Below are 25,918 nucleotides of genomic sequence, written 5' to 3' on the forward strand. Positions count from 1 at the left end.
CACGCCGTCACGATCGTCACCACCTGCGGAGGACCCTTGAGACCGAGTGTCCCGGAAAATCTCGCGCCGGCGTTGATCCCGGCCGGGCGCCCCAGCCGTATCTCAGGCGACGGGGAAAGGTCCGGGCGGAGGTATCGATGCATGCGGTGGCCGAGGATCGGCTCACGCCGGAGAGGGTGCGTGTGATGGCGCGACACTCCGGGAGTAGGTGGCAGGCTCTCGACGGAGGCCGTGGTGCTCAGGATGACGGTTCGGTGATCCCCCGCCAGTCGGCGCGCCACGAGGCGCCCAACACCAGCGCCACCCACGAGGACACCCTGGTCAAGCTGCTCTACGAGGAGCACGCCGGGCCGTTGCTGATGTTCGTGCTCCGGCTCACCGGCGGCGACCGGCAGCGGGCCGAGGACATCGTGCAGGAGACCCTGCTGCGGGCCTGGCGCAACGCGCACCGGCTCGGCGCGCAGGGCCAGCAGTCGCTGCGCCCGTGGCTGGTCACGGTCGCCCGCCGGATCGCGATCGACGAGCACCGCAGCGCCAACGCGCGCCCGGCGGAGACGTACGATCGGGAACTGGAGAGCTTCCCGAGCACCGCCGACGACACCGACCGCGTGCTGCAGTCCATGACGGTGTCGGACGCGCTCCGGCAGTTGAGCCACTCGCACCGGGAGATCCTGATCGAGACGTACTTCCGGGGCCGGACGGTGCCCGAGGCGGCCGAGGTGCTCAACCTTCCGTTGGGCACGGCCAAGTCCCGGGTGTATTACGCTCTGCGTGCGCTGCGTACCGCTCTGCAGCAGCGGGGGGTGACGGAATGACTCAGGAAGACCACTACGACGTCGCGTCGTACGCCCTGGGCGTGCTGGACGACCGCGACGCCGCGCGCTTCGAGGACCACCTCATCGAGTGCCCGCAGTGCGCCTACGAGCTGGAGTCCTTCGTCCAGGTGGCGGACGTGCTCGCCGACGTCGACGCGGAGGCGCTGCTGGCCGCGGAGAAGTCCGAGAAGGACGGCGTGCTCCTCAACAAGATGCTCCGCGAGGTGCGCACCGACCGGCGCCGGGCGAACAGCCGCCGGCTCTACTCGCTGGCCGCGGCGGTGGTGATCTTCGCGATGCTGTCCATCGGCGCGCTCTTCGCCGGCGCCCGCTGGCTCGGCCCGGACAACACCCCCGGCAACGGCGGCGTCGTCGCCCAGCGTGACAGCAGCCAGCTCGACCCGCTGCCGGACAGTGACGGCGTCGGCATCGGCGGCACCCCGCTGCCCGGCGACAACTACAACCGCACCGACTCGCGCACCGGCGTCAGCGCGGCCGTCGGCCTGGAGAAGAAGGACTGGGGCACCCAGATCTCCTTCGCGGTCTCCAACATCAAGGGCCCGAAGACCTGCGGGCTGGTCCTGGTGCGCACCGACGGCACCGCGGAGCGGGTGGCCTCGTGGACGATCGGCGAGAAGGGCTGGGGCACCGCCGCCAACCCGTCCCCGCTGATGCTGCAGGCGGTCACCGGGACGGCGCGCGAGGACATCGCCCACGTGCAGGTGCAGGAGCTGACCGCGAACGGGACCGGGGAGACGCTCATCAGCATTCCGTGACGGACCGAACACGATAAGGGCCCAGCCGTCGTCGGCTGGGCCCTTTTTCGCTGGTCGAGTCTTTCTGATACGTACGTGACCCGCGGAGGGTTCAAACAAAATTTCCCCAATTTGATCGAGCCGAATGTTCAACCGCCACCGCACAGGCCCCGTACTACTGCGCGGAAATGACTAGCGGCATCGATCAGCTGGAGGGGCCCGTGGTTCCGGAGAAGCGCAAGTTGATGGTCGTCAGCGCGGCGCTGGCGGCAGTCGTCGCACTGCCCGGCTGCGCTCCGGCCGGATACGACGCGGCCGACTACGGCAACGCCGCCGAGCCGGCCGCCGCCAACGTGGCCGCCACCCCGGGCGCCTCGGCGACCGAGGGCGCGGTCGACCCGAACGAGGCCGACCCGACCGCCGAGGCCACCGAACCGGCGGCTCCCGCCGATGCCGCCGAGGTCGGCGACGACCTGGTGACCAAGTCGCTCACCGGCACGTCGGTGGCCCGGATGGGCAAGGTGGTCGAGGACCAGGACGGGTTCGTGCTGTACCGGTTCGACGACGACGGCGACGACCCGGCCAAGTCCAACTGCAACGGCGACTGCGCCAAGGTGTGGCCGCCGGCGCTGACCAACGACGGCGAGCCGACGCTCAAGGGTGTCAGCGCCGACCTGGTCGGCACGGTCACCCGCGCCGACGGCACCAAGCAGCTGACCCTCAAGGGCTGGCCGCTCTACCGCTACGTCGGCGACAAGAAGCCGGGCCAGTGGAAGGGCCAGAACGTCAACGGCAAGTGGTTCGTGATCACGCCGACCGGCACCAAGAACCTCACCTGCCTGCCGAAGATCTCGAAGCCGGTCGCCCCGCCCGCGGACAGCGCCGGCAGTGATTCCAGCGACGCCGGTGACTCCGGCAGCGACTACAGCTACTGAGCCGTTCCCCGCGGCTTTCAGAGGTTGGAGGAAAGATGAAGTCCGCCCGCATCCCCCGCTGGCTGACGGGCGCCGCCGCCGTGATGTTGGCGTTCCTGCTGACGCCGGCCGGTGTCGCCCGTGCCGACGAGCCGGTGCCGGTGCCCCCGAACACGGGGCTCACCGACACCGCCAAGGGCACGGTCAGCGCCGCTGACCGAGACTTCGTGATCAAGGTACGGCTGGCGGGTCTGTGGGAGATCCCGGCCGGCAACATGGCCCAGGAGAAGTCGGACGACCCGAACGTCGTCAAGATCGGCAGATCGATCGCGCAGCAGCACGTCGCGCTCGACAACCTGGACCGGGCAGCGGCCAAGAAGCTCGGCATCGAGCTGCCCAACCAGCCCAACGGCGACCAGCTGGGCTGGCTGAACGAGATGGAGAACGCCGAGGGCGCGCAGTTCGACCAGATCTTCATCGACCGGCTCCGCGCCGCGCACGGGAAGATCTTCCCGGCCATCGGGACCATCCGGGCGACGACCCGCAACGACACCGTCCGGAAGCTGGCTCAGCAGGCGAACCAGTTCGTCATGACGCACATGACCCTGCTGGAGAGCAGCGGCATCGTCGATTACGCCGCGTTGCCGACCGCGGCCGCGCCGACCGCCGGCCAGAAGGGTCCGGTCCCGATCGACAACCAGATGATCGCCGCCGCGGCCAGTGGCGGTGGGGTGCCGGGTCTCAGCAACACCGTAATCCTGCTCGTCCTGGCCGCCGCGCTGGTGGTCGGTGTGATCACGACCATGCGCATCTTCCGCGCGCGGTAGCCCGAGAGAACTCGCCCCGACGGCGACGAAGAAAGGTGTCACCCATGCGAAGGTCCAAGTACCGGCGCGCCAGTAACTCTCCGTGGTTCAGCGGGCGTCGCCGCGTCATCGCCGTAGCGGCCACCCTGGCGGCGTTCGGCGGCATCGTGACGGTCACGCAGATCTCGAGCGCCAGCACCAACAAGGACAACACCAAGTCGGCGCTCGCCGCCTGCGACAACCTGCGGGCCGGCGGTCAGACCAGGCTGTCCACGCAGACCCGGCGCGGCACGTACACCACCAACAACGGCACGGTCACCCAGCACCCGGACGACGGCGCGGGTGACGTGGCGACCACCGAGCAGGTGCGGGCGCGGTGCCGGGAATGGGTGATGAACAACGTGTCGAACGCGGAGACCCTCCGCCGCCGTGACCGGGGCAACGGCGGCAACAACGGCGGCGGCAACAACAACGGGGGTAACAACGGCGGGAACAACGGCGGGGCCGCCAGCAGCGCGCCGGCCAGCGCCGCGGCGTCCACCGAACCGGCCGGGGACCAGAACGGCGACAACGGCGGGAACAACGGGGGCAACAACGGCGACGGCGGCAACAACGGCGGCGGCGACGGCAACAACAACGGCGGCGGCGGCAACAACGGCGGCGGCGACGGCGGCAACAACGGCGGTGGGAACAACGGCGGCGACGGCGGCAACAACGGCGGCGGCGACGGCAACAACGGCGGCGGCGACGGCGGCAACAACGGCGGTGGGAACAACGGCGGCAACAACAACGGGGGCGGCGCGCCCAGCACCGCTCCGCCCGGCGCCGGCCTCGGCATCCTGACGAACAGCTGCGCGAGCAGCAACCTGCCCGCGCACGACGGCTTCCAGAAGGGCGACCGCTGCGTCTCGACCGAGTTCGGCGAGGTCGGCTCGGCGGCCAACAACCCGTCACTGCTGATCACCCAGGCCCCCCGGCAGGTCAACCGCAACCAGCCGTTCACGCTGCAGGTCAGCACCCGCAACCTGATCCGCGACCGGTTCCTCGCGGCCGGCCAGGGCGGCTACTACGTGGAGTCCAGCGTCCTGCAGAACGGCCTGGTCCGCGGCCACTTCCACACCGCCTGCCGGATGCTGGCCAGCACCAACGAGGCACCCGCCCCCGAGCCGGTGCCGGCATTCTTCGTCGCCACCGAGGACAGCAACGGCGGCGCCACCCCGGACACCGTCACCATCCAGGTCCCCGGCCTGCCACAGTCCGGCACCGCCCAGTGCGCCTCCTGGGCCGGCGACGGCTCGCACCGCATCCCGATGATGGAACGCGCCAACCAGACCCCGGCCTTCGACGTGGTCCGCATCCGGGTCCGCTGACCCGGCTGCTCGCGGAGCACAGCCGCTCGGCGGGCCCGAACCGGAGCCGCACGTTCCCACCGTGCGTCTCCGGGACCCCCCTTCGGGCCCGCCGACCGTCCTTCCCCCTGCCGGACGTGAACCGCGGCTGCCCGGCCTCCACCCGGGGCAACCGCTCCGCACCTACGGTGATCGAGCCGCTGAAACCGGTCGATCACCATCCGATGGCCCTGCCCCCGCACCGGGGTCAGGGCCATCGGCCTGTGCGGCGCGGGCTGCGGCCGGTCGTCAAAGCCGCTCCGGCGTGGCACAGTTTCCCGGTGACCTCCGAGGTGAGACGCCGCCTGACGCCGCCCGAGCGGTATCGGCTGGGCGCCTCGGTGCGGCCGCTGCTGGTGCCCGGGCACGACCCCTGCGGCCGGTTCCGCGACGACGAGTTCTGGCTCGCCGTGCGTACCCCGGAGGGCGCCGCCGCCCTGTGCCTGGCCCGCTCCGGCGGGGAACTGCTGGCCACCGGCTTCGGGCCGGGGGCGGCGTGGGTCGCCGACCGCGCCGACGCGATCGCCGGGCTGCGCGACGACCTCACCGGGTTCCCCGCCCTGGCCCGCCGGCACCCCGTGGTCGCGCGGCTGGCCCGGACGTTCACCGGGGTGCGCATGCCGGCCACCGGCCGGGTCTTCCCCCGCCTGCTGCGGGCGATCCTGGAGCAGAAGGTCACCGGCAACGAGGCGCACCGGTCGTACCGGGCGATCTGCCGGCGGTTCGGTGAGCCGGCGCCCGGACCGGCCGGCCTGGTGCTGCCGCCCGACCCGGCCGCCGTGGCGGCCTGCGCCTACTGGGAGTTCCATCCGCTCGGCGTCGAGCAGCGCCGCGCCCAGGCCCTGCTGCGTGCCGCGCTGGTCGCCGACCGCCTGGAGCGGTGCGCCGACGCGGCCGAGGCGACCCGGCGGATGACCGCGCTGCCCGGGATCGGGCCGTGGACCGCGGCCGAGGTGGTCCGGACCGCCTTCGGCGACCCGGACGCGGTCAGCGTCGGCGATTTCCACATTCCCAACACCGTCGCGTACGCCCTGGCCGGCGAGCCGCGCGGCACCGACGAGCGGATGCTGGCCCTGCTGGAGCCGTTCCGCGGACACCGCGGCCGGGTCTGCGACCTGCTCGCCATGGGCGGCCTGATGGCTCCGCGCTACGGCCCCCGGATGCCGGTGCGGTCCTTCGCGAGGTTCTGAGCCGGCCGGGCCACGCCGCCACGGCCCGGTCGACTGACCCCTTGTGTGACGCGGGACACCAGGGGCCGCAATAGGCTCCGCCCCATGACAGTGGAGTCGAACGCCTACGAGTACCTCGACAACGTGGATCCGCACGAGCAGGCCCGGCTCGCCGCGGTACGCCGCTACCGGCTGGTGGACCAACCGGTGGAGCAGGCGTACGACCGGGTCGCCTTCGTGGCCGGCGCCATCTTCGACACTCCGATCGCGACCGTGTCCCTGGTCGAGCGCGACCGTGTCTGGCTGGCGGCCTGCCAGGGGCTCGACGGCGTACGCGAGCTCGGCAGGGAGCCCGGGCTGTGCGCCTCGGTGATCGCCCGGGACGGCGTCTACGTGATCAACGACGCCGCGGTCGACCCGCGCACCCTGCAGCATCCGCTGGTCCGGGGCGAGCTCGGGTTGCGCTTCTACGCCGCCGCGCCGATCCGCACCCACGACGGGTACCGCCTGGGCACCGTCAACGTGATCGACAACCGGCCGCGCGAGGCGACCGCGCGCCAGCTCACCGCGCTGGAGCACCTCGCCGCGCTGGTCGCCGACGAGCTGGAGCTGCGCCTCATGGTGATTCGCAGCGCGGCCGCCGAACAACGGATGCGGGAAACCGTGAACTGATCTCCGTTGGTGGGTACACGTCAGGCATGATCTGGACATTTCTGCGCCGCATGATTTTCACCGCCATCGTCGTGCCGCTCGGTGCGGCCGGCGCCCGCAAGCTCAGCGAGGCCATGGAGAAACGCCGCGGGCCGAGCCGGGCCACCCGCCTGCTGCGCCAGGGCGCCGACACGGTGCAGTCCACCTTCGGGCGCAAGAAGCCGCAGCGACGCCGCTTCAGCTTCCGCTGACCCGGCCCCGACGTACGGACGTCCCCGCGTCGCGGGGGCGTCCGTACGCTCGGTTGCCCCGCTCCGGTCACGTGACGCGGGGACGTTCCGACGTTTGGGCGGGTCCGGGCGCCGGGTAACGGCGGCGACATGCGAACCCCCCGCACGATCGCCGTCGTCGCCCATCAGCGCAAGACCCTCGGTGGCGGACTCGACGAGCTGCGCCGCCGGCTCACCGACCGGGACATCAAGAAGCTGCTCTGGTACGAGGTGCCGAAGAGCCGTAAGGCGCCGAAGGAGATCCGCAAGGCGCTGGCCAAGGATCCGGACCTGCTCGTGGTCTGGGGCGGTGACGGCATGGTGCAGCGCGCCCTGGACGTGGTCGCCGGCTCCCGGGTGCCGGTCGCGATCATGCCGGCCGGCACCGGCAACCTGCTCGCCGGCAACCTGGGCATCCCCACCGACCTGGCGAAGGCCGTGGAGATCGCGTTCACCGGCCCCCGGCGGCGCCTGGACCTGGGCCGGCTCAACGGCGAGCACTTCGCGGTGATGGCCGGGGTCGGCTTCGACGGCGCGATGATCAAAGACGCCGACGGCGACCTGAAGGACCGGCTGGGCAAGCTCGCCTACGTCTGGACCGGCATCCGCCACGTCGGCGGCGAGGCGCCGCGCACGAGGATCAAGGTGGACGGCACGACCTGGTTCGACGACGCGGCGAGCTGCGTGCTGATCGGGAACGTCGGCACGATCACCGGCGGGATCCGGGCGTTCGACGACGCCGTGCCCGACGACGGCTGGCTGGACGTCGGGGTGGCGACCGCGCAGGGCGCGCTGCAGTGGGCCCGGGCACTGGGCACGATGGCGGTGCGGCGGTCGGACAGCTCGCCGTTCGTGCGCACCACACGCGCGCGCAAGGTCGAGGTCAAACTGGAGTCGAAACTGGAGTACGAGCTGGACGGCGGCGCCCGGGCCCGCACCAAGCGCTTCACCGCCTCGGTGGTCCCGGGCGCGGTCGAGGTCTGCGTCCCCGCCGCCTGACCCGCGCGACGGACCGGCGGCGGCACGGTGCGCACCGGCGACCGGGGGCCGCCGCGCGTGCGCCGGTCGCCCCGCGCCGGGTCCGGACGGCCGCCGCGCGTGCGCCGGTCGCCCGCGCCGGGTCCGGACGATCAGACGACCTGCTGCCACCAGCCGTCGACCGGCGGCGGGTTGTCGACGTCCACACGCTCGCCCGGGCGCGGGATGGCCAGCCGCACACCGCGCGCCTTGGCCTCGCGCCAGGTGCGGTCGGCCGGTTCCGACCACTCGTGCAGGGCCAGATTGAACGTCGCCCAGTGCACCGGGATCATCAGGCCGCCACGGACGTCGACGTGGACCGAGACGCCGTCCTCCGGGACCATGTGGATGTCCGGCCAGGCGTCGCCGTACGCCCCGACCTGCACCAGCGTGACGTCGAACGGGCCGTGCTGCTCGCCGATCGCGGCGAAGCCCGGGAAGTACCCCGTGTCGCCGGAGTAGAACGCGCGCCGGGTCGGCCCCTTGATCACCCAGCTGGCCCAGAGGGTCTCGTCGCGGTCGAGGCCGCGGCCGGAGAAGTGCCGCGCCGGGGTGGCGACCAGCTCCAGGGCGCCGATCCGGTGCGACTCGTGCCAGTCCAGCTCGATGATCCGGGTCTCCGGCACACCCCAGCGCTCCAGGTGCGCGCCCACCCCGAGCGGCACCACGAACGGCGCGGCCTGCAGGTCGACCAGGGTCTGGACGCTGGCCATGTCGAGGTGGTCGTAGTGGTCGTGGGAGATCAGGATCGCGTCCAGCGGGGGCAGCTCGCGCAGCGGCGCCGGCGGCTCGTGCAGGCGGCGCGGGCCGGTCAGGCGGGACGGGGAGCAGCGCTCGCTCCAGACCGGGTCCAGCAGCACCCGGCGGCCCTCGATCTCGACCAGGGCGGAGGAGTGGCCGTACCACGTGACGTGCAGGCCGTCGGCGGGCGCCGGGCCGGGGTCGACCACCGGGACCGGCAGGTGCGGCCGGCGCGCCTCGCGGCCGGTGGCCGCGGCGACGAGCAGCCGGGGCATCGACGCGGCGGGCACCTCGGTGGCCGGCACGGTGTTGCGGAACTTTCCACCGGAGAACTGCGGGGATGCCTCGATCCGGGCCCGCCGCGCTCCGCGCGCCTTCGCACCGAGCTGCGCGGGCAGGTCGCGAACGGCCCAGACCGCCGCGGCGCCGAGCGCCAGAGCCATCACCGTACGGGTACGCACACGCTTCGCCATGCGCTTAGTCTGACCCGATGGGGCCCGTCACGCCCACCGCCGCCCTGAGACTGCGCTCAGCAAGTGACGCGTATGACACACTGCCGCCGTGACGATCGATATTCTCCAGGCACAACACCAGCTCATCGTGCGTCAGCGCGTCCGTTTGATGGTCAATCAGTACGAGGTGCACGGGGTCACCCCGGACGGCCAGGAGGCCGGTGTCCTCGCCTTCGCCCAGCAGAAGCGGCTGGCGTTCAAGGAACAGGTCACCCTCTACACCGATGACACCAAGCAGGTGCCGGTGCTGGGCTTCAAGGCCCGCCAGGTGATCGACCTGGGCGCCACCTACGACGTGTTCGACGCGGCCGGCAACCCGATCGGCCTGTTCCGCAAGAAGTTCGGCGCCTCGCTGCTGCGGTCCACCTGGGTGCTCGAACAGCCCGGCTACTACGAGGCCGTCGGCCAGGAGCGCAACCTGTTCGTGGCCCTGCTGCGGCGGTTCGTGGACTACCTGTCGTGGCTGCCGTACCACTTCGACTTCGAGGTCAACGGCCACGTGGTCTTCTCGGTGGAACGCAAGTGGGGGCTGCGCGACCGCTACACCGTCACCATCCAGGACCCCAACCTGGACCGCCGGCTGGTCGTGGCGATGGCCGTGGCGCTGGACGCTCTGCAGGCCCGGTAGCCTCCGGGGATGGACGATCCCCGCGCCCAGCGACTCTTCGGCGACAGCACGGTCGCCCCCGGTGACCTAGCTTTCAGCCCGTTCCGGGTGGACCGGGACCGGATCGTCGCCTCCCCCTTCTTCGCCCGCCTCGCCGGGGTCACCCAGGTGATCAGCCCCGGCGGGGCCGGACTGCTGGTGCACAACCGGCTCACCCACAGCCTCAAGGTCGCCCAGGTGGCCCGGGCCATCGCCGAGCGGATCCAGACCGGTGAGCCCGACCTGGCGGAGAAGCTGGGCGGCTGCGACCCGGACGTGGTGGAGGCCGCGGCGCTCGCCCACGACCTGGGGCACCCGCCGTTCGGCCACCTCGGCGAGCGGGTGCTGGACCGGCTGGCCCGGCACCGGCTCGGGCTGCGCGACGGGTTCGAGGGCAACGCCCAGTCGTACCGGATCGTGACCAGCACCGAGATCCGCGGGCAGGCCACCATCGGGCTCAACCTGACCAACGCCACCCGCGCCGCGATCCTGAAGTACCCGTGGACCCGGCACGGGCATCCGCAGCCGCACCCGCGGTTCATGGACCCGCCGCCGCGCGGGGCGGCCGCCCACCCGGAGGATCCGGACGGCGGCTCGGCGAAGTTCGGGGCGTACTCCACCGAGGTCCCCGACATGCGGGCGGCGCGCGCGCCGTTCGCCGGGCGGGTCGCGGACTGGCAGCAGACCGTCGAGGCCTCGGTGATGGACGCGGCCGACGACATCGCGTACGCCATCCACGACCTGGAGGACGTGCACCGGGTCGGGGTGTTGCAGCAGGGCGCGGTGGCCACCGAGCTGATGGCCTGGCAGCGCTGGGGCACCGCGACCGATCTGAAGCGGGCCGGCGGCGCGATCGAGTCGCTGCGCCGCAGCCTGCACCGCAAGGACGGCTGGATCGCCGACGACGACGCGTTCGCCGACGCGGTCGAGCTGGTGCGTGCCGAGCTGGTGGACGGGCTGCTGGCCCAGCCGTTCGACGGCTCGGTGGCGGCCGAGGCGCGGGTGGCGGCGTTCGCGGCGACCTGGACCCGGCGGCTGGTCGACTCGGTGCGGCTGACCGAGCAGGCGGCGATCCGCAGCGGGCACGCCCAGCTGGCCGTGGCGCAGTGGCACGAGGTCCAGGTGCTCAAGTTCGTACAGAATCGGTTCGTGCTGGCCCGGCCGGACCTCGCGCTGCATCAGCGCGGTCAGGGCCGCCTGCTGGCCGGCCTGGTGGAGGCGCTGCTGGCCTGGCTGACCGACCCGGACGAGGAGGACCGGCTGCCGCGACGGCTGCGGGACCTGGTCGAGCTCGCCGACGCGGAGCTCCCGCAGGGCACCCCGGAGCGGCACAGCCGGGCGCGCGGGCGCGCGGTGATCGACTTCGTGGCCGGGCTGACCGACGGGCAGGCGGTCGGGCTGATGGAGGCGCTGTCCGGGCGCTCCCGGCAGCTGTGGACCGACGCGTTCGTGCTCTGACCGGCCGGGGGCCGCGTCAGCCCCGGCCGCTCCTGCGGATCCGGGAGCGCAGCAGGCGGGTGGCCAGCGGCCCCATCTCGTCGACCACCTCGACCAGCACCGCGAGCTGGTCGAGGGCGTCCAGGGCGCGGCGCCCGCCCGCCGCGTCGATGCCCTCGTAGAGTTCCAGGCCGACGAAGGCCGAGGAGATCGCCCGGGCCAGCCCGGGCAGGTCGGCGACCTCCGCGATCGGCGAACCGGCGAGCAGCCGCCGCAGCACCGTCTCGATCTCGTCGGTCCACACCTGGAACGCCGCCCGGATCGGCTCGGCCAGCCGCTCGTTGTTCTGCGCCGCGGCGAGCATCTGGGCCAGCACCGAGACGTTGCCCTCGGCCAGCTCGATGACGTGCAGGTCGCGGCCCACCTGCAGCAGCTCGCGCAGCGAGGTGACCGCGGCGAAGCGGCCGGCGTAGAACGCCACCCGCCGGTCGGTGGCCTGCCGGCAGGCGGCGCCGAGCAGCTCGTCGACCGACCCGAAGTGGTAGAAGACCAGCGCCTGGTTGACCCCGGCCGCGGCGGCGACGGTGCGGGCCGACGCGCCGGTCACGCCGTGCTCGCGCAGGGCCACGAGCGCGCCGTCGAGCAGGCGCTGCTTGGTGTCGCTCTTCTTCGGGTCGTTCACCTGGGTCCTTCCGCCGGGTGCGGGGGTGCAATCTGGGCGTCGGTGATCAGTTGCGCCAGCTGGTTCACCACCGGCAGGCGCAGGAACCATCCGGCGTACGCCCATCCGAGCCCGAGGTGATCGAACGCGGACGCGACGGCGGCCACCCCGGACGCGGTGTACCCGTCGGCGGCCTCGTACCGGGCGCGCCGGAGGGTGGCCGGGTGGGTCGCGGCGGGCACGATCCTCAACCGTACGGGCGAGCGCCGCGCGAGCATGTCCCGGGTGCCCGCGCACGGACCGCAGTCGTCGTCGAGCCACAGCCGGGCCGGCTCGGCGGGGTACGGCCGGGCCCGGGGCCGCCAGTCGTGGACCTGCCGCCGGTACGCCAGCCATGCCGCCCCGTGCCGCTCGCGCAGGTCGGCCTGCTCGTGCGGGGCGGCGATCCCGGCCGCGAAGGCGACCGTGCCGAGCACCACGGCGGCCAGCGTGAGGCTGTGCGTGGCAGCGGCCAGCAGGCCCACCAGCAGCACCGTGCTGAGCTGCATCGGGTTGGCGACGTAGGCGTACGGGCCGGTGGTGACCAGGCGCTCCGGCGGGTCCCACGGGAACGGCGTGCCGCCGCCCCGGACCGCGAACTCGCGGACGGCCGCCAGCGCCGGAACCGCCGCCGCCATCCCGGCCTGGGCCGCCACCACCCGCGCCGAACCGGACAGGTCGAGCAGGTGCTCCCAGCCACCGTCACCGAGCGTGAACGCCACGGACGGGATCAGCCAGAGCACCAGGCCGGTGAAGACGGCCATCTGCAACAGCACCCGGGCGGCCAGGTGGCGGCCGGTGGCGGTCCAGCGGCCGAGAAGCTGCGCCGGGAGCGCGACGGCGGCCAGCCCGAGCAGCTCGCCGTGCAGCCAGTGCGGGCCCAACCGGACCAACGGGTCCAGCGACGGCATCGCCACCATGTCGATCCAGAGCAGCAGACCCAGCGCGACCGGGACCGGCACGAGGCGGCGCAGCAGGACCGGGACCGCGCCCCACAGCGCGGCCCAGCCGAGCCACAGGTCCACCGGCATGCCGTGGTAGGCCCCGTCCACTCCGGCGAACGAGTGCCAACCAGCCCGGATGGCGACCTCGTGCAGGGCCGCGACGCCGACGGCGGCGGCGAGGAACGCCAGGAAGGCGCCGGCCCGGTCGCGATCCCGGCCGGCCACCGGAGCGGCGGTGACCCGGTCGCGGTCCCGACCGGCGCTGCATCCGGCCCTCCGGTCGCGATCCCGGCCGGCGCCGCATCCGGCCCTCCGGTCGCGATCCCGGCCGGCGCCGCATCCGGCCCTCCGGTTGCGATCCCGGCCGGCGCCGCGCTCGCGGAGGCGGTCGGCGGCCAGGACGGCGGCGACCGGCAGGAGCAGGGCCAGGTAACGAGCCACGATCATGGCCGGCTCCGCGCGTACCTCGGAAAGCCGTCCGGTGCGGCGGCCGTGGCGCGCCGCGCGGACCTCGCGGGCCGGTTCATCGCAGCGACAGCATGTCCAGGAGGTGGCCGGCTCCGGCGTGCATGAAACCGTCCTGGAGCGGCCCGAAATACCAGGACGGATCGAGGCCGCGCCGGTAGTCGACCCGCAGCGTGACCGCGGTCCCGCCCCCGGTGGCACGCCAGCTCAGCGTGGCGTCGCGCATGCCCACCCAGCGATGCGTGATCGAGGTGTCCGCCACGACCGCGAAGGTGATCGCGGCCGGCCCGGCGTTGCGGACCTCGGTGACGATCTCCCCGCCCGGGCCGTGCGAGCTGCCGTGATAGGCGAACGTCCAGCGGTCCCCCGGGGCGAGGCCGGCGCCGTGCACATGCTGCGGCACCGGCACGCGGAGCAGCCGCAGCGGCGCCGACCGGACGGCCACCGGATGCGGGCCGGCCGCCAGCCGGGCGCGCACCTCGGCCGGGGCCAGCGCCACCACGCGGGTCACCTCGACCGACTGGTCCGGGTGCACCCGGAAGTCCGGGCCGGCCCCCTCCGCGCTGCCCACCAGCAGCAACGGCAGCGGCAGCACGGCCAGACCGTACCGGCCGCCACGCTGCGCCAGCCGCACCAGCCCGGTGACCGCGTGGGCCACCGCGTAGACCAGCGGCGCGGCGAGCAGCACGCAGATCGCCCCCTCGTGCAGCGCCACCGCCGCCAGCAGCAGGGCGATGGTGGTCAGCTGGAACACCCGGCCGTGCGTGGGTGCGCCCCGGGGCCAGGGCCAGCCCGATCGCCAGCGCGATCGGGAACGCCACGAACAACATCGCGCTGTCCGCCCGCCCGGACCGCACCGTGATCACGAAGCAGATCACGCCGAAGACCCCGATCAGCCCGGCCAACCAGCGGTTCGCCGGCCGGATGCCTCTGCCGTTCATCACTGCTCCCCCCGTCGGGAGCGGCCACCCCCCGTCTTGAGCGACCGCTCAAGAGCAGCGTAGGTTGATTTGAGCATTCGCTCAAGTGGGCCTCGGAGTGTGGCCACGGCGGCCACACCCGCAGCCGGCGCCGGACTCACGGACCGATCAGGGTGGACGCACTTCGGCGCCGGGGCCCGCCCACCCCCTGATCCCCCCCGGCCGGCCCGCACCACGGCCCGGCCGGCCCACCTCGCGCCGCCCCGCCCCCGCACCGCGCCGCCCCCGCACCGCACCGCACCGCCCCGCACCGCACCGCGCCGCCCCCGCACCGCGCCGCACCGCGCCGCACCGCACCGCGCCGCGCCGCACCGCGCCGCACCGCACCGCGCCGCCCCCGCACCGCACCGCACCGCACCGCGCCGCACCGCACCGCGCCGCCCCCGCACCGCACCGCACCGCGCCGCACCGCCCCCGCACCGCGCCGCGCCGCACCGCACCGCACCGCACCGCACCGCACCGCACCGCACCGCACCGCACCGCACCGCACCGCACCGCACCGCACCGGCCAGGCTCTCCGGCGGCCGTACGGGGGCGCGGGTCCGGGCAACCGGCGCGGCCCGGGCCCGACTAGGGTGGTCGGGTGCTGCGCGAAGTCACCGCCATCCGGTATGTCACCCCGCTGCGGGAGGGCGGCTCGCTGCCGGGTGTCGTCGAGGCCGACGATCTCGGTACGTACGTGGTCAAGTTCCGCGGCGCCGGACAGGGGTCCAAGGCCCTGGTCGCCGAGGTGATCGCCGGTGAGCTGGCGCGCCGCCTCGGTCTGCCGGTGCCGGAGCTGGCCCGGGTCGAGCTGGACCCGGTCGTGGCCCGGGCCGAGCCGGACGAGGAGGTCCAGGAGCTGATCAAGGCGAGCGCCGGCGGCAACCTGGGGATGGACTTCCTGCCGGGCGCGCTGGGCTACGACCCGAACGCGCATCCGGTCGAGGCCGCGCTGGCCAGCCGGGTGCTGGCCTTCGACGCGTTCGTGGAGAACGTGGACCGCAGCTGGCGCAACCCGAACCTGCTGGTCTGGCACGGCGACCTGTGGCTGATCGACCACGGCGCCACGCTCTACTTCCACCACAACTGGGCGCGGGCGCAGAGCGTGCGGCACCGCGCGTACCGCTGGGACGATCACGTGCTGAAGCCGTACGCCACCCAGCTCTCGACCGAGGGCCCGGCCCTGGCCGCCCGGATCACGCCCGACCTGCTCGCCGAGGTGGTCGCGCTGGTCCCGGAGGACTGGCTGGACGACGGCGACCGCAACGCCTATCTCGACCATCTCGCCGGCCGGGCCGCGCAGCCGGAGGCGTGGCTGCCATGAGGGTGCCCTACGAGTACGCCGTCATCCAGGCCGTGCCCCGCATCGAACGCGGCGAGCTGATCAACGTCGGCGTGCTGTTGTACTGCCAGCGTCACGACTTCCTGGCCGCCCGCACCCACCTGGACGAATCCCGCCTGCTCGCGCTGGATCCGTCCGCGGATGTGCCGGCGGTCCGGGCCGCGCTGGACTCCTGGGAGGCCACGTGCACCGGCGGTGGCGCGTCGGCCGGGATGAAGCTGGGTGAGCGCTTCCGGTGGCTCGTTGCCCCGCGCAGCACCGTCCTGCGGGCCGGCCCGGTCCACATGGGCCTGGCCACGGACCCGGCGGCCGAGCTGGAAAGGCTTGTCGGCCTGCTGGTCCGCTGAGCCCGCACCCCGACCGCATCGCGGCGCCGTTTCCCACGGCTGACGTCGGGAAGCCCGGGTCAGCACAGGCGCACCTGGTAGTGAGCGCCCCGCGGGGAGACGCACCGGACGGACGGTCCGGGACGCAGGCGGGCGTCGCCGGCATATCGCGCGCCCAGTTCGCGCTCGGCCGCGTGGTCGCCGGCGTCCGCCGCGACCAGGAGGCCGGCGGTCTCGTCCAGGTGGGACAGGTCGCCGGGCATCTCGGCGGGAAGGTCGGCCCAGTCACGATCGGCGTACTCGGCGGCCTCGCCGAAGAGGTCCCAGAGCAGCAACTCGTCGCCCAGACGGTGAGCCAGTTCCACGGCGAGGTAGTACCGGATCATCCACGGTCCGCCGATCGGCTCGCCGGGGCCGGTGCCGTACGCCCACGGGTCGAGCTCACCGCGGCGCAGCGCCTGCCAGGCCTGCGCGGCGGTGTGCAGGCCGACCGGGCCGAGCGGCACGTCGGTCACGTCGACCGGCCAGTCCGCGGCCGGATCCACCCCGGTGTCCGTGGCGATCCACCGGACGCCGTCGTGGTATTCCACGATCACGTGGTCCACGTGGTAGCCGGGCGTCAGGTAGCCGGCGAAGCCGACCCGGCTGCGGGCGGCGATCCCGCCGGACCGTAGCGCCGCCACGGTGAGCAGCGCCGAGTCGCGGCAGCAGCCGACCACCCGCTGCTCGGCCGGGCGTGGCACGTCGAACGGCACGTCACCGAATCGCTCCCGGTCGAGGTCGAGCATCCGGTGCGCCCAGCGGGCGTCGATGTCGGCCAGCCGGTCCGGCGGGAAGTCGATGCCGGAAGCGCGATAGTGCACCGTCAGGTTGCGGACCACCGCGCCGACGGCGGCCGGGTCGGCGGGCAGCGCGGCGAGCCGGTCGTGGTGCCGGCCCGGGTCGGAGAATCGGGTCTGTCGGGTGTAGTCCATCTCGTCACTCCTCGACGGGTTGGGCGACGTGGGCGAACGGCGCATCGCCGGCGAGCCGGTCCCAGTGGTCCAGGTAGGTCTCCCGGGGCAGGCCGGCGGCGACCAGCCCGGCAGCGGTCAGGTGCCGGTGCACCGCCTGGTAGGCGGCGGTGATCCGGGGATAGAAGCAGTCGTCGCGCAGGACCGTCGCACACGCCAGCGACTGCGCCGGCTCGATCCGCAGCGCGATGTCGCGACCCGGTTCGGCGGAGCCGGAATACGGCACGCAGACCTCGATCGCCGCCTCGGTGTCCGGGGTGACCAGACCGTGGTAGATCACCCAGTGCTCCGGGGTGTGCCGGGCGCCGTGCCGGTCGAGATGGGCCCGGATCGACCACTGCGCCGCGCCGATCGCCGGAACCAGGCCCTGCTGATCCACCTCCGTACGGATGGTGGCGACCTTGCGCTGCGGTCGCTGGACCGCGCGCACCGGGTAGTCCCGCTCCGGCTCGTCACCGTGCGCCAGCGAGGTCCGCAGCCACAGGTGGCCGGAGCGGCGGGCGGCCGTGGCCGCCTCCTCCCCGGCCCACCAACGGTCCAGCCGGCCGACCGCCTCGGCGTCGGACAGCACGAGCATCTCGCCGATCACCGGGAGCGGCATGCCGATCCGGCGCAGCACGCCGATCCGGCGGGCCCGCTTCAGCTGGGCGGCGGCGTAGCGCCGATAGCCGGTGATCGGGTCGACCTCGGCGGCCGGCAGCAGACCGGAGACGTCGTAGAGCCGGAGCGCCTTGATCGAGAGCCCGGACAGCCGGGCGAACTCCCCGATGGACATCGGGCCGGTCGTGAGCGGTCCCGCGGACTGCGATCTCATGCGACCGATCCTGGAGTCTGCCCCAGGGGCAGAGTAAAGGGCTTCCCCGTGCCGGTTTTAGCGGCACACTGAGCGGATGCAGCTGCCGATCATGCCACCGGTCAAGCCGATGCTCGCCAAGCCCGTCGCCGACATCCCGCCGGGACAGATCTACGAGCCCAAGTGGGACGGCTTCCGGTCGATCATCTTCCGGGACGGCGACGAGGTGGAGATCGGCAGCCGCAACGAGAGGCCGATGACGCGCTACTTCCCCGAGGTGGTGGCCGCGGTGCTGGCCAACTTCCCGGACCGGTCGGTGATCGACGGCGAGGTGATCGTCGCCGACACCGGGCGCAACACCCTCGACTTCGAGGCGCTGCAGCAGCGGATCCACCCCGCGGCGAGCCGGGTCAAGCTGCTCTCCGAGCAGACCCCGGCCGGCTTCGTCGCCTTCGACCTGCTGGCGATCGGCGACGAGGACCTCACCGAACTGCCCTTCGGGCAGCGCCGGGAACGCCTGCTGCGGGCGCTGGCCGAGGCCCGGCCTCCGGTGTACGTCACTCCGGCCACCGACGACCTCGCCACCGCCCGGCGCTGGTTCGACGAGTTCGAGGGCGCCGGGCTGGACGGGCTGATCGCCAAGGGGCGTGATCTGACCTACCAGCCGGACAAGCGGGTGATGTCCAAGATCAAACACAAGCGCACCGCGGACTGCGTGGTGGCCGGCTACCGGGTGCACAAGTCGGCCGAGAACCGGATCGGGTCGCTGCTGCTCGGCCTCTACGACGAGCGGGACGTGCTGGTCTCGGTCGGGGTGATCGGCTCGTTCCCGATGGCGGTCCGCGAGGAGCTGTTCGAGCAGTTGCAGCCGCTGGTCACCGGCTTCGAGGGGCATCCGTGGAACTGGGCCGCGCACGAGCAGGGCGAGCGTACCCCGCGCAAGAATGAGGTGAGCCGGTGGAACGCCGGCAAGGATCTGTCGTTCACCCCGCTGCGCCCCGAGCGGGTGGTCGAGGTCCGTTACGACTACATGGAGGGGCCCCGGTTCCGGCACACCGCCCAGTTCGAGCGCTGGCGGCCCGACCGCGAGCCCCGCACCTGCACGTACGAACAGCTGGAACGCCCGGTGCGCTTCGACCTGGCCGAGGTGCTGACCAGCCGCTGACGGCGGATGTCGTACCGACCGGCTAGCCTCGTGGCGCAAGGTCCCCGAAGTCGAAAGGGTCGCGTCGTGCCGCGTCGCTCGCGTTCGGTCATCGCTCTTGTCGCCGCGATGGTCATGGCCACCGGCGGCTGCACCCTGCCGGCGTTCGCGCCCGCGGGCGCCGACCAGCCCGCCACCCCCGGCGACGGCACACCCGCATCCGGCTCGGCGCCCGGCACGGCGGCGCAGTGGTCGCCCTGTCCGGACGTGCCGGAGAAGCTCATCGGTCGCGGCGCCCCGGGGATGAGCTACGACTGCGCCACGGTGGCGGTGCCACGGGACTGGGCCGAGCCCGACAGCGGCCAGACCTACGACATCGCGCTGATCCGGGTCCGCTCCGCCGGTCAGAAGAACCGGATCGGCTCGCTGCTGCTCAACCCGGGCGGTCCCGGCGGGTCCGGCGTCGACCTCGCGGTCTACCTGTCGTTCGGGCCGGGCCTGGGCGGTCTGCCCAAGGAGATCACCGACCGCTTCGACGTCGTCGGCTTCGACCCGCGCGGGGTGAGCCGGTCCAGCCCGGTCAAGTGCATCAGCGACACCGATCAGGACGCCACCTTCGCCGCCGATCCGGACCCGGTCAGCCAGGCCGAGTTCGACGAGGTCGTCGCGCTGAACAGGAAGGTCGCCGACACCTGCGGCCAGAAGTACGGCGAGCAGCTGCCGCACTTCTCCACCGAGCAGGCCGCGCGCGACATGGACGCGCTGCGCGCCGCGGTCGGCGACAGCAAGCTGACCTACCTGGGCTTCTCCTACGGCACCCTGCTCGGGGCGACGTACGCTCAGCTGTTCCCGCGCAACGTCCGGGCCCTGGTGCTCGACGGCGCGGTGGACCCGACCGAGAGCTACGTGCAGGGCTCGGAGAGCCAGGCCAAGGGCTTCGAGCGGGCGTTCAGCAACTTCACCAGGTGGTGCAAGGCGAACGCCGCCAAGTGTCCGATCTCGGCGGATCCGCGCGGCGCGGTGACCGGCGCGATGGCCAAGGCCGAGTCCTCCCCGGTGCGCTACCGCGACGGCCGGCAGGCCACGGCGGGCTGGATCTTCGTCGGGTTGATCTCGTCGCTCTACACCGAGACCGGCTGGACCAGCCTGGCGGAGGCCATCGACGACCTGCAGGGCGGCGACGCGAAGGGGATCATGGATCTCGCCGACCAGTACGCCGAGCGCGAGCAGGACGGCAGCTACTCCAACCTGTTCGACGCCAACCTCGCGGTGAACTGCGCGGACACCGACGACGCGCCGAGCGTCGAGGAGGTGCGCCGGTTGCAGTCCGAGTGGCGGAAGAAGTACCCGATCTTCGGGGCGCCGCTGGCGATGGGCATGCTGCCGTGCACGTTCTGGCCGGGCGAGCGGGACCCGTACCCGGCGGGCAAGGCGGACGGCGCGCCGCCGATCGTCGTGGTGGGCACCACCGGTGACCCGGCCACGCCGTATGAGAACACCGCCGACCTGGCGAACATGCTCGGCACCGGACGCGTGCTGACCTGGGAGGGCGAGGGCCACACGGCATACCCGTCGACGAGCTGCGTCGTGCGAGCCGTCGACGGCTACCTCATCGACCTCAAGGTGCCGCGGGAGGGCCTGCGCTGCCCAGCGAAGTGACGCCGTCCGACGCGGCAGGGGCGGCAGCGGAGGGCGCGGCAGCAGGGGCAGGAGCCGGGGTCGGCGCGGCAGGGACAGCGGCCGGCGCGGCAGAGGCGGCGGCCGGCGCGGCAGAGGCGGCGGCCCGCGCTGTGGCGCCGCCGGGTACGGTGACACCCTCGCGCTCGGCCAGCTCCTCCAGCAGCAGGCGGACCCGGCGCAGGTTCTCCTTGAGCTCCTCCTGTTCCTCGTGCCGGAACGCGTCCTGGTCGACGATCAGCTTGCTCGCGAACTGCGCCGTGATCAGCGGGATCACCATGAGCACCATCACCGAGATGAGCAGGGCGGCCAGCATCCGGGCCGGCCAGCTCTCCGGCGAGATGTCGCCGTAACCGACCGTGGACGCGGTGACGACCGCCCACCAGAGCGAGTCGCCGAGCGACTGCCCCTCGAAGTGGGAGTAGAGCACGCCGCAGAGGGCGATCAGGATCAGGTACGCCACAAGCAGCGTCCTCGGTGAGTTGGCCAGCCAGATCACTCCGCGGTACGCCGCCCGCGGCACCCTGAGCAGCACATTCATGTCGCCATCGTGCCGGAGCGCCCGCGCCGCGTCAGCCCCCCGACCGGCCGGACCGCAGAGTACTGCCAGACTGGCGATCATGGATTTCCGGATCGCCACCCGCGCCGACGTCCCCGCCGTGCTGGAACTGCTCGCCGACGACGCGATCAGCCGGGAGCGCGGATACGGAACGGTTCCGGCGAAGATCGACGACGCGATCTGGGCGGCGTTCGAGGCGATCGACGCCGACCCGCGCAACGAGCTGATCGTCGCGGTCGAGGACGGCGTGGTGGCCGGGACCTGCCAGCTCACCTACATCCCGGGTCTGAGCCGGGGCGGCGCGCTGCGGATGCTCGTCGAGGCGGTCCGGATCCGCTCCGACCGGCGCGGCCGGGGACTGGGCGCGGCGATGATGCGCTGGACGATCGAGCGGGCCCGCGAGCGCGGCTGCCGGATGGTTCAGCTGACCACGGACAAGCGCCGCACCGACGCGCACCGCTTCTACGAGCGGCTCGGCTTCACCGCCTCGCACGAGGGCATGAAGCTGCCCCTGTGACAGCGAGGGCCGCAAGCCGCCCCGGCCCACGATGGCGTCAAGCCGCCCCAGCGAGAACAGGAGCGTCAAACCGCCGCAGCCCACGATGACGTCAAGCCGCACCAGCGAGAACGAGAGCGTCAAACCGCCACCAGAGCGTCAAGCCGCAATGGTGAGATCAGGGTGCCGTCCTGCGGTCACGGTCCTTGGACGGCTGGACCCGCTTGGGCTCCCCCGGCATCTTGGGGTGGTCCGGCGGGTACGGCATGTCCCCCAGCCCGGCCCGCTCGTCCCGCTCCACCCACTCCAGCAACGGCGTGAGGTCGTGCCCGGTGTCGTCGATCCCGGCGTGTGGGTCGCCGACCGTGGCGATCCGTTTCGGCACGGTCCGCAGGTCGAAGTCGTCCGGTTCGACCCGGGTCAGCTCGTCCCAGGTGACCGGGGTGGAGACGGTGGCCCGGGCGTTGGCCCGCAGGGAGTACGCGCAGGCGATGGTGCGGTCCCGCGCCATCTGGTTGTAGTCCAGGAACACCTTCCGGCCGCGCTCCTCCTTCCACCACGCCGTGGTGATCGCGTCGGGCCGGCGCCGCTCCACCTCCCGGGCCAGTGCGATCGCGGCCCGGCGCACCTGGACGAAGTCCCACCGCGCCGCGATCCGGACGTAGACGTGCACGCCCCGCCCGCCGGACGTCTTCGGGTAGCCGGTCCAGCCCAGCTCGTCGAGCACCTCGCGGACCACCCCGGCAGCCGCCACCACGTCGCCGAAGCCGAGCCCGGGTTGCGGGTCCAGGTCGATGCGCAGCTCGTCCGGGTGGTCCGGCGCGGCCCCACGCACCGGCCACGGGTGGAACACCACGGTGCCCATCTGCGCGGCCCAGGCGACGTGCGCCAGGTCGGCGGGGCAGAGCTCCTGGGCCGTACGCATGCTGGGGAACCGGATGGTGGCGGTCCGGACCCAGTCGGGCACGCCGCGGGCCGGGATCCGTTTCTGGAAGAACGCCTCGCCGCCGAGGCCGTCGGGGAAGCGTTGCAGCGTGGTGGGCCGGTCCCGCAGGGCGCGCAGGATGCCGTCACCGACCGCCAGGTAGTACTCGAAGACGTCTCGCTTGGTGTATCCCGGCCCGGCGAAGACCACCTTGTCCGGGCTGGTCAGGCGGACGGTGTGGCCGGCGATCTGATGCTCTTCCGCGGCGGCTTTCGGCATGTCCCGACGATATGCCGGATCCGGGCGGTCCGGAACATGAAGTGAGGGTCACCCGATAAAAGCGGGTGACCCTCGCAAATTGGACACGGGTGCCGGTCAAGCGTTCTTCCGCCGCCGGGTGTACCAGAGCGCGCCCGCGCCACCCGCGACGAGGGCCAGGCCGACCGCGATGGTCGCGCCCACCGGCCCGCCGGTCAACGGCAGCGACCCGGAGCTGACACCGGCGCCCTTGGTGCTGACCGTCCCGGTCGGCGTCGGCGCGGTGGCCGAGCTGACCCCGCCAGTGGGCGCCGACTGCACCGACCCGGTCGGCTGCTCCGTGGTCGGGCTCACGCCACCGTACCCGCGCTGGCCGCGGGTTCCGCCGGTGGTGTCCGGGCTCGCCGTGGCCGGAGCCGGCGCGGTGGTGGTGGGCACGGCGGTCGCGGTGGGCGCCGTGGTGGCCGGCAGCTCGCCTTGATAACCGGCGTTGCCACGGTCCGGGCTGGCCATCACGACCGGATGCCCGGCCCGTGTGGTGTCGGTCGCGAGGACCGGCGACGAGATGGCGAGCGCCGCGAGGGCGGTGACGCCGGCCGCGGGCAGTCCCACGGCCAGCCGACGTACGAAGCTCATGAGGAGTATCCGTTCTGTCGCTGAAAGGTATGATTGCATGGTCGCACGGGAGCTTAGCGGGGATTGCCCGTTTTACACGAAAAGCCTCCTCGGCGCGTCCTCAACTCGGAAGACCACCGAAACGGTGGCTACGCCACAAATGAGACAAGGCGAACACTTTGAGCTCAAATTGCGGGTCAGCCGCGAAGAATCCCCCGTCGTACGGCGCGTGAAGTTGCACGCTGGCGCCGGAGTCCAGATAGACCGAGACCACCTTGCGCCGCCCGCGCCGCTCGGCGCGCAGGTCCACCACCCGGTTCCACGGCGCCTCGCCCTCGCCGAGCAGCGACGACGTCCGGATGCCTCGGGCACCCACCTGCACCCCGGTCCGCCGCCCGGACATGAGCCCGAGCACCACCCCGAGCAGCAGCGGCCCGAGCACCAGCACCGCCCACGACCACCCGGGCGGGCTGATCGGACCGGGCCAGGCCAGCGTGGCGATCACCCCCGTCGTGACACTCGCCACCGCGCTCAGCGCGCCGAGATACAGGCCGTGGCCGAGCGCTTGCCGGAAGGTCGGCCGGAACGTCGGGGATGCAGCTTCCATGGACGGCTCAACGGCGCGGCCCGGCGCGTCGCCGCACCGTCGGTGCGACGGCGTACGACGTACGGTTGACGGCATGGCAACCGAAGAGACCACGCTGCCGACCACCGAGGACGAGTGGCGGATCCGGCTCGATCCGGAGGAGTTCCGGGTGCTCCGCGAGGCCGGCACCGAGGCGCCCTGGACCGGTGAGTACGTCGACACCAAGACCGAGGGGATGTACCGCTGCCGCGGCTGCGGCGCGGAGCTCTACCCGAGCGACACCAAGTTCGACAGCCACTGCGGCTGGCCGTCGTTCGACGACGCGATTCCCGGCGCGGTCAAGGAGATCGAGGACCGCAGCCACGGCATGGTGCGCGTCGAGATCCGCTGCGCACGCTGCGACGGGCACCTCGGGCACGTGTTCCGGGGCGAGGGCTTCACCCCGAAGAACACTCGGCACTGCGTGAACAGCCTGTCGATCAGGCTCGACCCGAAGTGATCAACGGGGCCGGGTCCGCGCGGCGACGCGGCCCCCGAATCACTCAGCGACGCGGGGCCGAACCGCGTAGCGGCACGGGGCCGGGTTCGCGCGGCGATGCGGCCCCGGCGCCGCCCACCGGCCGGTGATCACCCCGGGGTGCCGATCACGCGCCGCCGTGCGGTGTCCCGGCGCGACGGACCAGATCCTCGACGACGAACCGGACCCCGTTCGGCGCGGTCCGCCAGCCGGTCGAGGCGGTCACCGCCCACTCCGGGCCGAGCCCGGGCGCGAAGGTGTCGCCGGGGACGTGCAGGTCGATCGTCGTACGCACGATGTGGCCGGCCCGCGGCAGGAAGGCGGCATAGACCGCCGCGCCACCCATCACCCAGAAATCGTCCTCGCCGATGTCAGCCGGGTCGTGGGCCACGTCGGCGCCCTCCGCCCGCCAGGACCGGTCCCGGGTGAGCACCACGTTGCGCCGGCCCGGCAGCGGCCGGCGCGGCAGCGAGTCCCAGGTGGCCCGACCCATCACCACCGTGGCGCCCATCGTGCGCTCCTTGAAGATCCGTTGCTCGCCGGGCACGTGCCACGGGATGCCGCCGCCGGCGCCGATCACCCGGTCCGCGGCCTCGGCCCAGATCAGGTGGACGGTCACACCGCCACCGGCGCCTTGATCGCGGGGTGGTGCCGGTAGTCGACCAGGGTGAAATCGGTGTACCGGTAGTCGAACAGGCTGGGCGCCGCGGCGATCCGGAGTTCCGGGAACGGCAGCGCCGGCCGGGACAGCTGCTCGCGCACCTGCTCGACGTGGTTGTCGTAGATGTGGCAGTCGCCGCCCACCCAGATGAAGTCGCCCGGCGCCAGCCCGACCTGGTCGGCGATCATCCGGGTCAGCAGGGCGTACGAGGCGATGTTGAACGGCACGCCCAGGAACAGGTCGGCGCTGCGCTGGTAGAGCTGGCAGGAGAGCCGGCCGTCGGCCACGTAGAACTGGAACATCGCGTGGCAGGGCATGAGGGCCATCTGGTCCAGCTGCCCCACGTTCCACGCCGAGACGATCATGCGACGGGAATCCGGGTCCCTGCGCAGCGTGTCGAGCAGCGCGGCGATCTGGTCGATGCTGCCACCGTCCGGCGTGGGCCAGGAGCGCCACTGGTAGCCGTAGACCGGGCCCAGCTCGCCGGTCTCCGAGGCCCACTCGTCCCAGATGGTCACGCCCTGCTCGTGCAGCCACCGGACGTTCGTGTCGCCGCGCAGGAACCAGAGCAGCTCGACGGCGATCGACTTGAAGTGCACCCGCTTGGTGGTGATCAGCGGGAAGCCCCGGGACAGGTCGTAACGCAGGCGCTCGCCGAAGAGGCTGCGGGTGCCGGTCTGTGTCCGGTCGCTCTTCGGGGTGCCGGTCTCCAGCACCCGCCGGAGCAGTTCTTCGTATTGGGTGTCGACGGCCATGGCCAGAACCGTAGCGCCCGGCACGGGCGCCCCGGCCGCAAGGCGCATCACAAAGCAACG

The 25,918-nt window shown here is 72.9% G+C and carries 27 protein-coding genes and 2 pseudogenes; 17 read left to right on the forward strand and 12 right to left on the reverse strand.

Going from position 1 to position 25,918, the window contains the following annotated elements; genetic code table 11:
- The first annotated feature begins 137 nt into the window (after positions 1-137).
- The 9 genes from ACTEI_RS30135 to ACTEI_RS30175 all read left to right on the forward strand — a co-directional run bounded on the left by ACTEI_RS30135 (position 138) and on the right by ACTEI_RS30175 (position 7,766).
- The gene (locus tag ACTEI_RS30135) at positions 138-815 is read left to right on the forward strand and encodes a sigma-70 family RNA polymerase sigma factor (RefSeq protein WP_122980734.1); all 678 of its coding nucleotides are present in this window, start codon (positions 138-140) and stop codon (positions 813-815) included.
- Positions 812-1,591, forward strand: coding sequence for an anti-sigma factor family protein (locus ACTEI_RS30140; RefSeq protein WP_122980735.1), 780 nt, complete (start codon positions 812-814; stop codon positions 1,589-1,591). Before ACTEI_RS30135 ends, ACTEI_RS30140 begins: the two co-directional genes overlap by 4 nt.
- A 200-nt stretch (positions 1,592-1,791) precedes the next feature.
- The gene (locus tag ACTEI_RS30145; protein ID WP_122980736.1) at positions 1,792-2,505 is read left to right on the forward strand and encodes a COG4315 family predicted lipoprotein; all 714 of its coding nucleotides are present in this window, start codon (positions 1,792-1,794) and stop codon (positions 2,503-2,505) included.
- 35 nt (positions 2,506-2,540) lie between these two features.
- Positions 2,541-3,311: a DUF4142 domain-containing protein gene (locus ACTEI_RS30150; RefSeq protein WP_122980737.1), complete on the forward strand. Its 771-nt coding sequence runs from the start codon at positions 2,541-2,543 to the stop codon at positions 3,309-3,311.
- 44 nt (positions 3,312-3,355) lie between these two features.
- Positions 3,356-4,660: a Pecanex-like protein 1 gene (locus ACTEI_RS37920; protein ID WP_122980738.1), complete on the forward strand. Its 1,305-nt coding sequence runs from the start codon at positions 3,356-3,358 to the stop codon at positions 4,658-4,660.
- Positions 4,661-4,959: 299 nt separating this feature from the next.
- Positions 4,960-5,868 (forward strand): DNA-3-methyladenine glycosylase family protein, encoded by a 909-nt coding sequence (locus ACTEI_RS30160; protein ID WP_122982500.1) that lies wholly within the window; start codon positions 4,960-4,962, stop codon positions 5,866-5,868.
- A gap of 84 nt (positions 5,869-5,952) precedes the next feature.
- Positions 5,953-6,519 (forward strand): GAF domain-containing protein, encoded by a 567-nt coding sequence (locus ACTEI_RS30165; RefSeq protein ID WP_122980739.1) that lies wholly within the window; start codon positions 5,953-5,955, stop codon positions 6,517-6,519.
- Between the two features lie 26 nt (positions 6,520-6,545).
- Positions 6,546-6,749: a hypothetical protein gene (locus tag ACTEI_RS30170; RefSeq protein WP_122980740.1), complete on the forward strand. Its 204-nt coding sequence runs from the start codon at positions 6,546-6,548 to the stop codon at positions 6,747-6,749.
- Between the two features lie 129 nt (positions 6,750-6,878).
- Positions 6,879-7,766, forward strand: coding sequence for a diacylglycerol/lipid kinase family protein (locus ACTEI_RS30175; protein ID WP_122980741.1), 888 nt, complete (start codon positions 6,879-6,881; stop codon positions 7,764-7,766).
- Between the two features lie 131 nt (positions 7,767-7,897).
- Here ACTEI_RS30175 and ACTEI_RS30180 read toward each other — a convergent pair whose 3' ends face one another.
- Entirely contained in the window at positions 7,898-8,998 is a 1,101-nt protein-coding gene (locus tag ACTEI_RS30180; protein WP_122980742.1) for an MBL fold metallo-hydrolase, read from the reverse strand.
- A gap of 148 nt (positions 8,999-9,146) precedes the next feature.
- Here ACTEI_RS30180 and ACTEI_RS30185 point away from each other — a divergent pair, with 148 nt between their 5' ends.
- A complete protein-coding gene (locus ACTEI_RS30185; protein WP_372443179.1) occupies positions 9,147-9,665 on the forward strand; it encodes an LURP-one-related family protein in 519 nt (172 codons plus the stop codon).
- 9 nt (positions 9,666-9,674) lie between these two features.
- Complete coding sequence (locus ACTEI_RS30190) at positions 9,675-11,141, forward strand: deoxyguanosinetriphosphate triphosphohydrolase family protein (RefSeq protein ID WP_122980744.1); 1,467 nt, start codon at positions 9,675-9,677, stop codon at positions 11,139-11,141.
- A gap of 16 nt (positions 11,142-11,157) precedes the next feature.
- Here ACTEI_RS30190 and ACTEI_RS30195 read toward each other — a convergent pair whose 3' ends face one another.
- The 3 genes and pseudogenes from ACTEI_RS30195 to ACTEI_RS30205 all read right to left on the reverse strand — a co-directional run bounded on the left by ACTEI_RS30195 (position 11,158) and on the right by ACTEI_RS30205 (position 14,170).
- The gene (locus tag ACTEI_RS30195; protein ID WP_307837867.1) at positions 11,158-11,766 is read right to left on the reverse strand and encodes a TetR family transcriptional regulator; all 609 of its coding nucleotides are present in this window, start codon (positions 11,764-11,766) and stop codon (positions 11,158-11,160) included.
- A pseudogene (locus tag ACTEI_RS30200) lies at positions 11,724-13,211 on the reverse strand (methyltransferase family protein). The gene ACTEI_RS30195 and the pseudogene ACTEI_RS30200 overlap by 43 nt, the downstream one beginning before the upstream one ends.
- Before the next feature lie 76 nt (positions 13,212-13,287).
- A pseudogene (locus ACTEI_RS30205) lies at positions 13,288-14,170 on the reverse strand (hypothetical protein).
- 622 nt (positions 14,171-14,792) lie between these two features.
- Here ACTEI_RS30205 and ACTEI_RS30215 point away from each other — a divergent pair.
- Positions 14,793-15,515 (forward strand): HipA family kinase, encoded by a 723-nt coding sequence (locus ACTEI_RS30215; protein ID WP_122980748.1) that lies wholly within the window; start codon positions 14,793-14,795, stop codon positions 15,513-15,515.
- A complete protein-coding gene (locus tag ACTEI_RS30220) occupies positions 15,512-15,880 on the forward strand; it encodes a DUF3037 domain-containing protein (protein ID WP_122980749.1) in 369 nt (122 codons plus the stop codon). The genes ACTEI_RS30215 and ACTEI_RS30220 overlap by 4 nt, the downstream gene beginning before the upstream one ends.
- A gap of 59 nt (positions 15,881-15,939) precedes the next feature.
- Here ACTEI_RS30220 and ACTEI_RS30225 read toward each other — a convergent pair whose 3' ends face one another.
- Positions 15,940-16,833, reverse strand: a complete 894-nt coding sequence (locus tag ACTEI_RS30225; protein ID WP_122980750.1) for a transglutaminase domain-containing protein — start codon at positions 16,831-16,833, stop codon at positions 15,940-15,942.
- A gap of 4 nt (positions 16,834-16,837) precedes the next feature.
- Entirely contained in the window at positions 16,838-17,686 is an 849-nt protein-coding gene (locus tag ACTEI_RS30230; RefSeq protein ID WP_170206144.1) for a MerR family transcriptional regulator, read from the reverse strand.
- A gap of 76 nt (positions 17,687-17,762) precedes the next feature.
- Here ACTEI_RS30230 and ACTEI_RS30235 point away from each other — a divergent pair, with 76 nt between their 5' ends.
- Positions 17,763-18,830: an ATP-dependent DNA ligase gene (locus ACTEI_RS30235; RefSeq protein ID WP_122980751.1), complete on the forward strand. Its 1,068-nt coding sequence runs from the start codon at positions 17,763-17,765 to the stop codon at positions 18,828-18,830.
- Between the two features lie 108 nt (positions 18,831-18,938).
- On the forward strand, positions 18,939-20,468 hold the full coding sequence (locus tag ACTEI_RS30240) for an alpha/beta hydrolase (RefSeq protein WP_239082101.1): 1,530 nt from the start codon (positions 18,939-18,941) through the stop codon (positions 20,466-20,468).
- Here the strand turns inward: ACTEI_RS30240 and ACTEI_RS30245 are convergent.
- The gene (locus ACTEI_RS30245) at positions 20,428-21,027 is read right to left on the reverse strand and encodes a potassium channel family protein (RefSeq protein WP_122980753.1); all 600 of its coding nucleotides are present in this window, start codon (positions 21,025-21,027) and stop codon (positions 20,428-20,430) included. The genes ACTEI_RS30240 and ACTEI_RS30245 overlap by 41 nt on opposite strands.
- A 79-nt stretch (positions 21,028-21,106) precedes the next feature.
- On the opposite strand from ACTEI_RS30245, the gene ACTEI_RS30250 reads away from it, so the two are divergent.
- Positions 21,107-21,562, forward strand: coding sequence for a GNAT family N-acetyltransferase (locus tag ACTEI_RS30250; RefSeq protein ID WP_187645844.1), 456 nt, complete (start codon positions 21,107-21,109; stop codon positions 21,560-21,562).
- A 157-nt stretch (positions 21,563-21,719) separates the two neighbouring features.
- On the opposite strand, the gene ligD is transcribed toward ACTEI_RS30250, so the two are convergent.
- From ligD to ACTEI_RS30265, 3 genes are all read right to left on the reverse strand, one after another.
- Positions 21,720-22,745 carry a non-homologous end-joining DNA ligase gene (gene ligD, locus ACTEI_RS30255; RefSeq protein ID WP_122980754.1) on the reverse strand — a complete coding sequence of 342 codons (1,026 nt, stop codon included), beginning with the start codon at positions 22,743-22,745 and terminating at the stop codon, positions 21,720-21,722.
- 96 nt (positions 22,746-22,841) lie between these two features.
- Positions 22,842-23,360 (reverse strand): LPXTG cell wall anchor domain-containing protein, encoded by a 519-nt coding sequence (locus ACTEI_RS30260; protein ID WP_122980755.1) that lies wholly within the window; start codon positions 23,358-23,360, stop codon positions 22,842-22,844.
- Between the two features lie 100 nt (positions 23,361-23,460).
- Complete coding sequence (locus ACTEI_RS30265; RefSeq protein WP_122980756.1) at positions 23,461-23,946, reverse strand: hypothetical protein; 486 nt, start codon at positions 23,944-23,946, stop codon at positions 23,461-23,463.
- 73 nt (positions 23,947-24,019) lie between these two features.
- On the opposite strand from ACTEI_RS30265, the gene msrB reads away from it, so the two are divergent.
- Positions 24,020-24,424, forward strand: coding sequence for a peptide-methionine (R)-S-oxide reductase MsrB (gene msrB / locus ACTEI_RS30270; protein ID WP_122980757.1), 405 nt, complete (start codon positions 24,020-24,022; stop codon positions 24,422-24,424).
- 145 nt (positions 24,425-24,569) lie between these two features.
- On the opposite strand, the gene ACTEI_RS30275 is transcribed toward msrB, so the two are convergent.
- Both ACTEI_RS30275 and ACTEI_RS30280 read right to left on the reverse strand, forming a co-directional pair.
- Positions 24,570-25,061 carry a dihydrofolate reductase gene (locus ACTEI_RS30275; RefSeq protein ID WP_122980758.1) on the reverse strand — a complete coding sequence of 164 codons (492 nt, stop codon included), beginning with the start codon at positions 25,059-25,061 and terminating at the stop codon, positions 24,570-24,572.
- The gene (locus ACTEI_RS30280; RefSeq protein WP_122980759.1) at positions 25,058-25,858 is read right to left on the reverse strand and encodes a thymidylate synthase; all 801 of its coding nucleotides are present in this window, start codon (positions 25,856-25,858) and stop codon (positions 25,058-25,060) included. The genes ACTEI_RS30275 and ACTEI_RS30280 overlap by 4 nt, the downstream gene beginning before the upstream one ends.
- Positions 25,859-25,918 lie beyond the last annotated feature (60 nt).

It is taken from the genome of Actinoplanes teichomyceticus ATCC 31121, assembly GCF_003711105.1.
Taxonomy (GTDB): Bacteria; Actinomycetota; Actinomycetes; order Mycobacteriales; family Micromonosporaceae; genus Actinoplanes; species Actinoplanes teichomyceticus.

Bases quoted from the DNA above. Each gene is read 5' to 3' on its own strand.
- ACTEI_RS30250 (WP_187645844.1), top strand. From the start codon at position 21,107: ATGGATTTCCGGATCGCCACCCGCGCCGACGTCCCCGCCGTGCTGGAA.
- ACTEI_RS30165 (WP_122980739.1), top strand. From the start codon at position 5,953: ATGACAGTGGAGTCGAACGCCTACGAGTACCTCGACAACGTGGATCCG.
- ACTEI_RS30150 (WP_122980737.1), top strand. From the start codon at position 2,541: ATGAAGTCCGCCCGCATCCCCCGCTGGCTGACGGGCGCCGCCGCCGTG.
- ACTEI_RS30265 (WP_122980756.1), bottom strand. From the start codon at position 23,946: ATGGAAGCTGCATCCCCGACGTTCCGGCCGACCTTCCGGCAAGCGCTC.
- ACTEI_RS30245 (WP_122980753.1), bottom strand. From the start codon at position 21,027: ATGAATGTGCTGCTCAGGGTGCCGCGGGCGGCGTACCGCGGAGTGATC.
- ACTEI_RS30230 (WP_170206144.1), bottom strand. From the start codon at position 17,686: ATGAGATCGCAGTCCGCGGGACCGCTCACGACCGGCCCGATGTCCATC.
- ACTEI_RS30220 (WP_122980749.1), top strand. From the start codon at position 15,512: ATGAGGGTGCCCTACGAGTACGCCGTCATCCAGGCCGTGCCCCGCATC.
- ACTEI_RS30170 (WP_122980740.1), top strand. From the start codon at position 6,546: ATGATCTGGACATTTCTGCGCCGCATGATTTTCACCGCCATCGTCGTG.
- ACTEI_RS30140 (WP_122980735.1), top strand. From the start codon at position 812: ATGACTCAGGAAGACCACTACGACGTCGCGTCGTACGCCCTGGGCGTG.
- ACTEI_RS30190 (WP_122980744.1), top strand. From the start codon at position 9,675: ATGGACGATCCCCGCGCCCAGCGACTCTTCGGCGACAGCACGGTCGCC.
- ACTEI_RS30260 (WP_122980755.1), bottom strand. From the start codon at position 23,360: ATGAGCTTCGTACGTCGGCTGGCCGTGGGACTGCCCGCGGCCGGCGTC.
- ACTEI_RS30235 (WP_122980751.1), top strand. From the start codon at position 17,763: ATGCAGCTGCCGATCATGCCACCGGTCAAGCCGATGCTCGCCAAGCCC.
- msrB (WP_122980757.1), top strand. From the start codon at position 24,020: ATGGCAACCGAAGAGACCACGCTGCCGACCACCGAGGACGAGTGGCGG.
- ACTEI_RS37920 (WP_122980738.1), top strand. From the start codon at position 3,356: ATGCGAAGGTCCAAGTACCGGCGCGCCAGTAACTCTCCGTGGTTCAGC.
- ACTEI_RS30135 (WP_122980734.1), top strand. From the start codon at position 138: ATGCATGCGGTGGCCGAGGATCGGCTCACGCCGGAGAGGGTGCGTGTG.
- ACTEI_RS30175 (WP_122980741.1), top strand. From the start codon at position 6,879: ATGCGAACCCCCCGCACGATCGCCGTCGTCGCCCATCAGCGCAAGACC.
- ACTEI_RS30280 (WP_122980759.1), bottom strand. From the start codon at position 25,858: ATGGCCGTCGACACCCAATACGAAGAACTGCTCCGGCGGGTGCTGGAG.
- ACTEI_RS30240 (WP_239082101.1), top strand. From the start codon at position 18,939: ATGGTCATGGCCACCGGCGGCTGCACCCTGCCGGCGTTCGCGCCCGCG.
- ACTEI_RS30225 (WP_122980750.1), bottom strand. From the start codon at position 16,833: ATGGACTACACCCGACAGACCCGATTCTCCGACCCGGGCCGGCACCAC.
- ACTEI_RS30180 (WP_122980742.1), bottom strand. From the start codon at position 8,998: ATGGCGAAGCGTGTGCGTACCCGTACGGTGATGGCTCTGGCGCTCGGC.
- ACTEI_RS30185 (WP_372443179.1), top strand. From the start codon at position 9,147: ATGGTCAATCAGTACGAGGTGCACGGGGTCACCCCGGACGGCCAGGAG.
- ligD (WP_122980754.1), bottom strand. From the start codon at position 22,745: ATGCCGAAAGCCGCCGCGGAAGAGCATCAGATCGCCGGCCACACCGTC.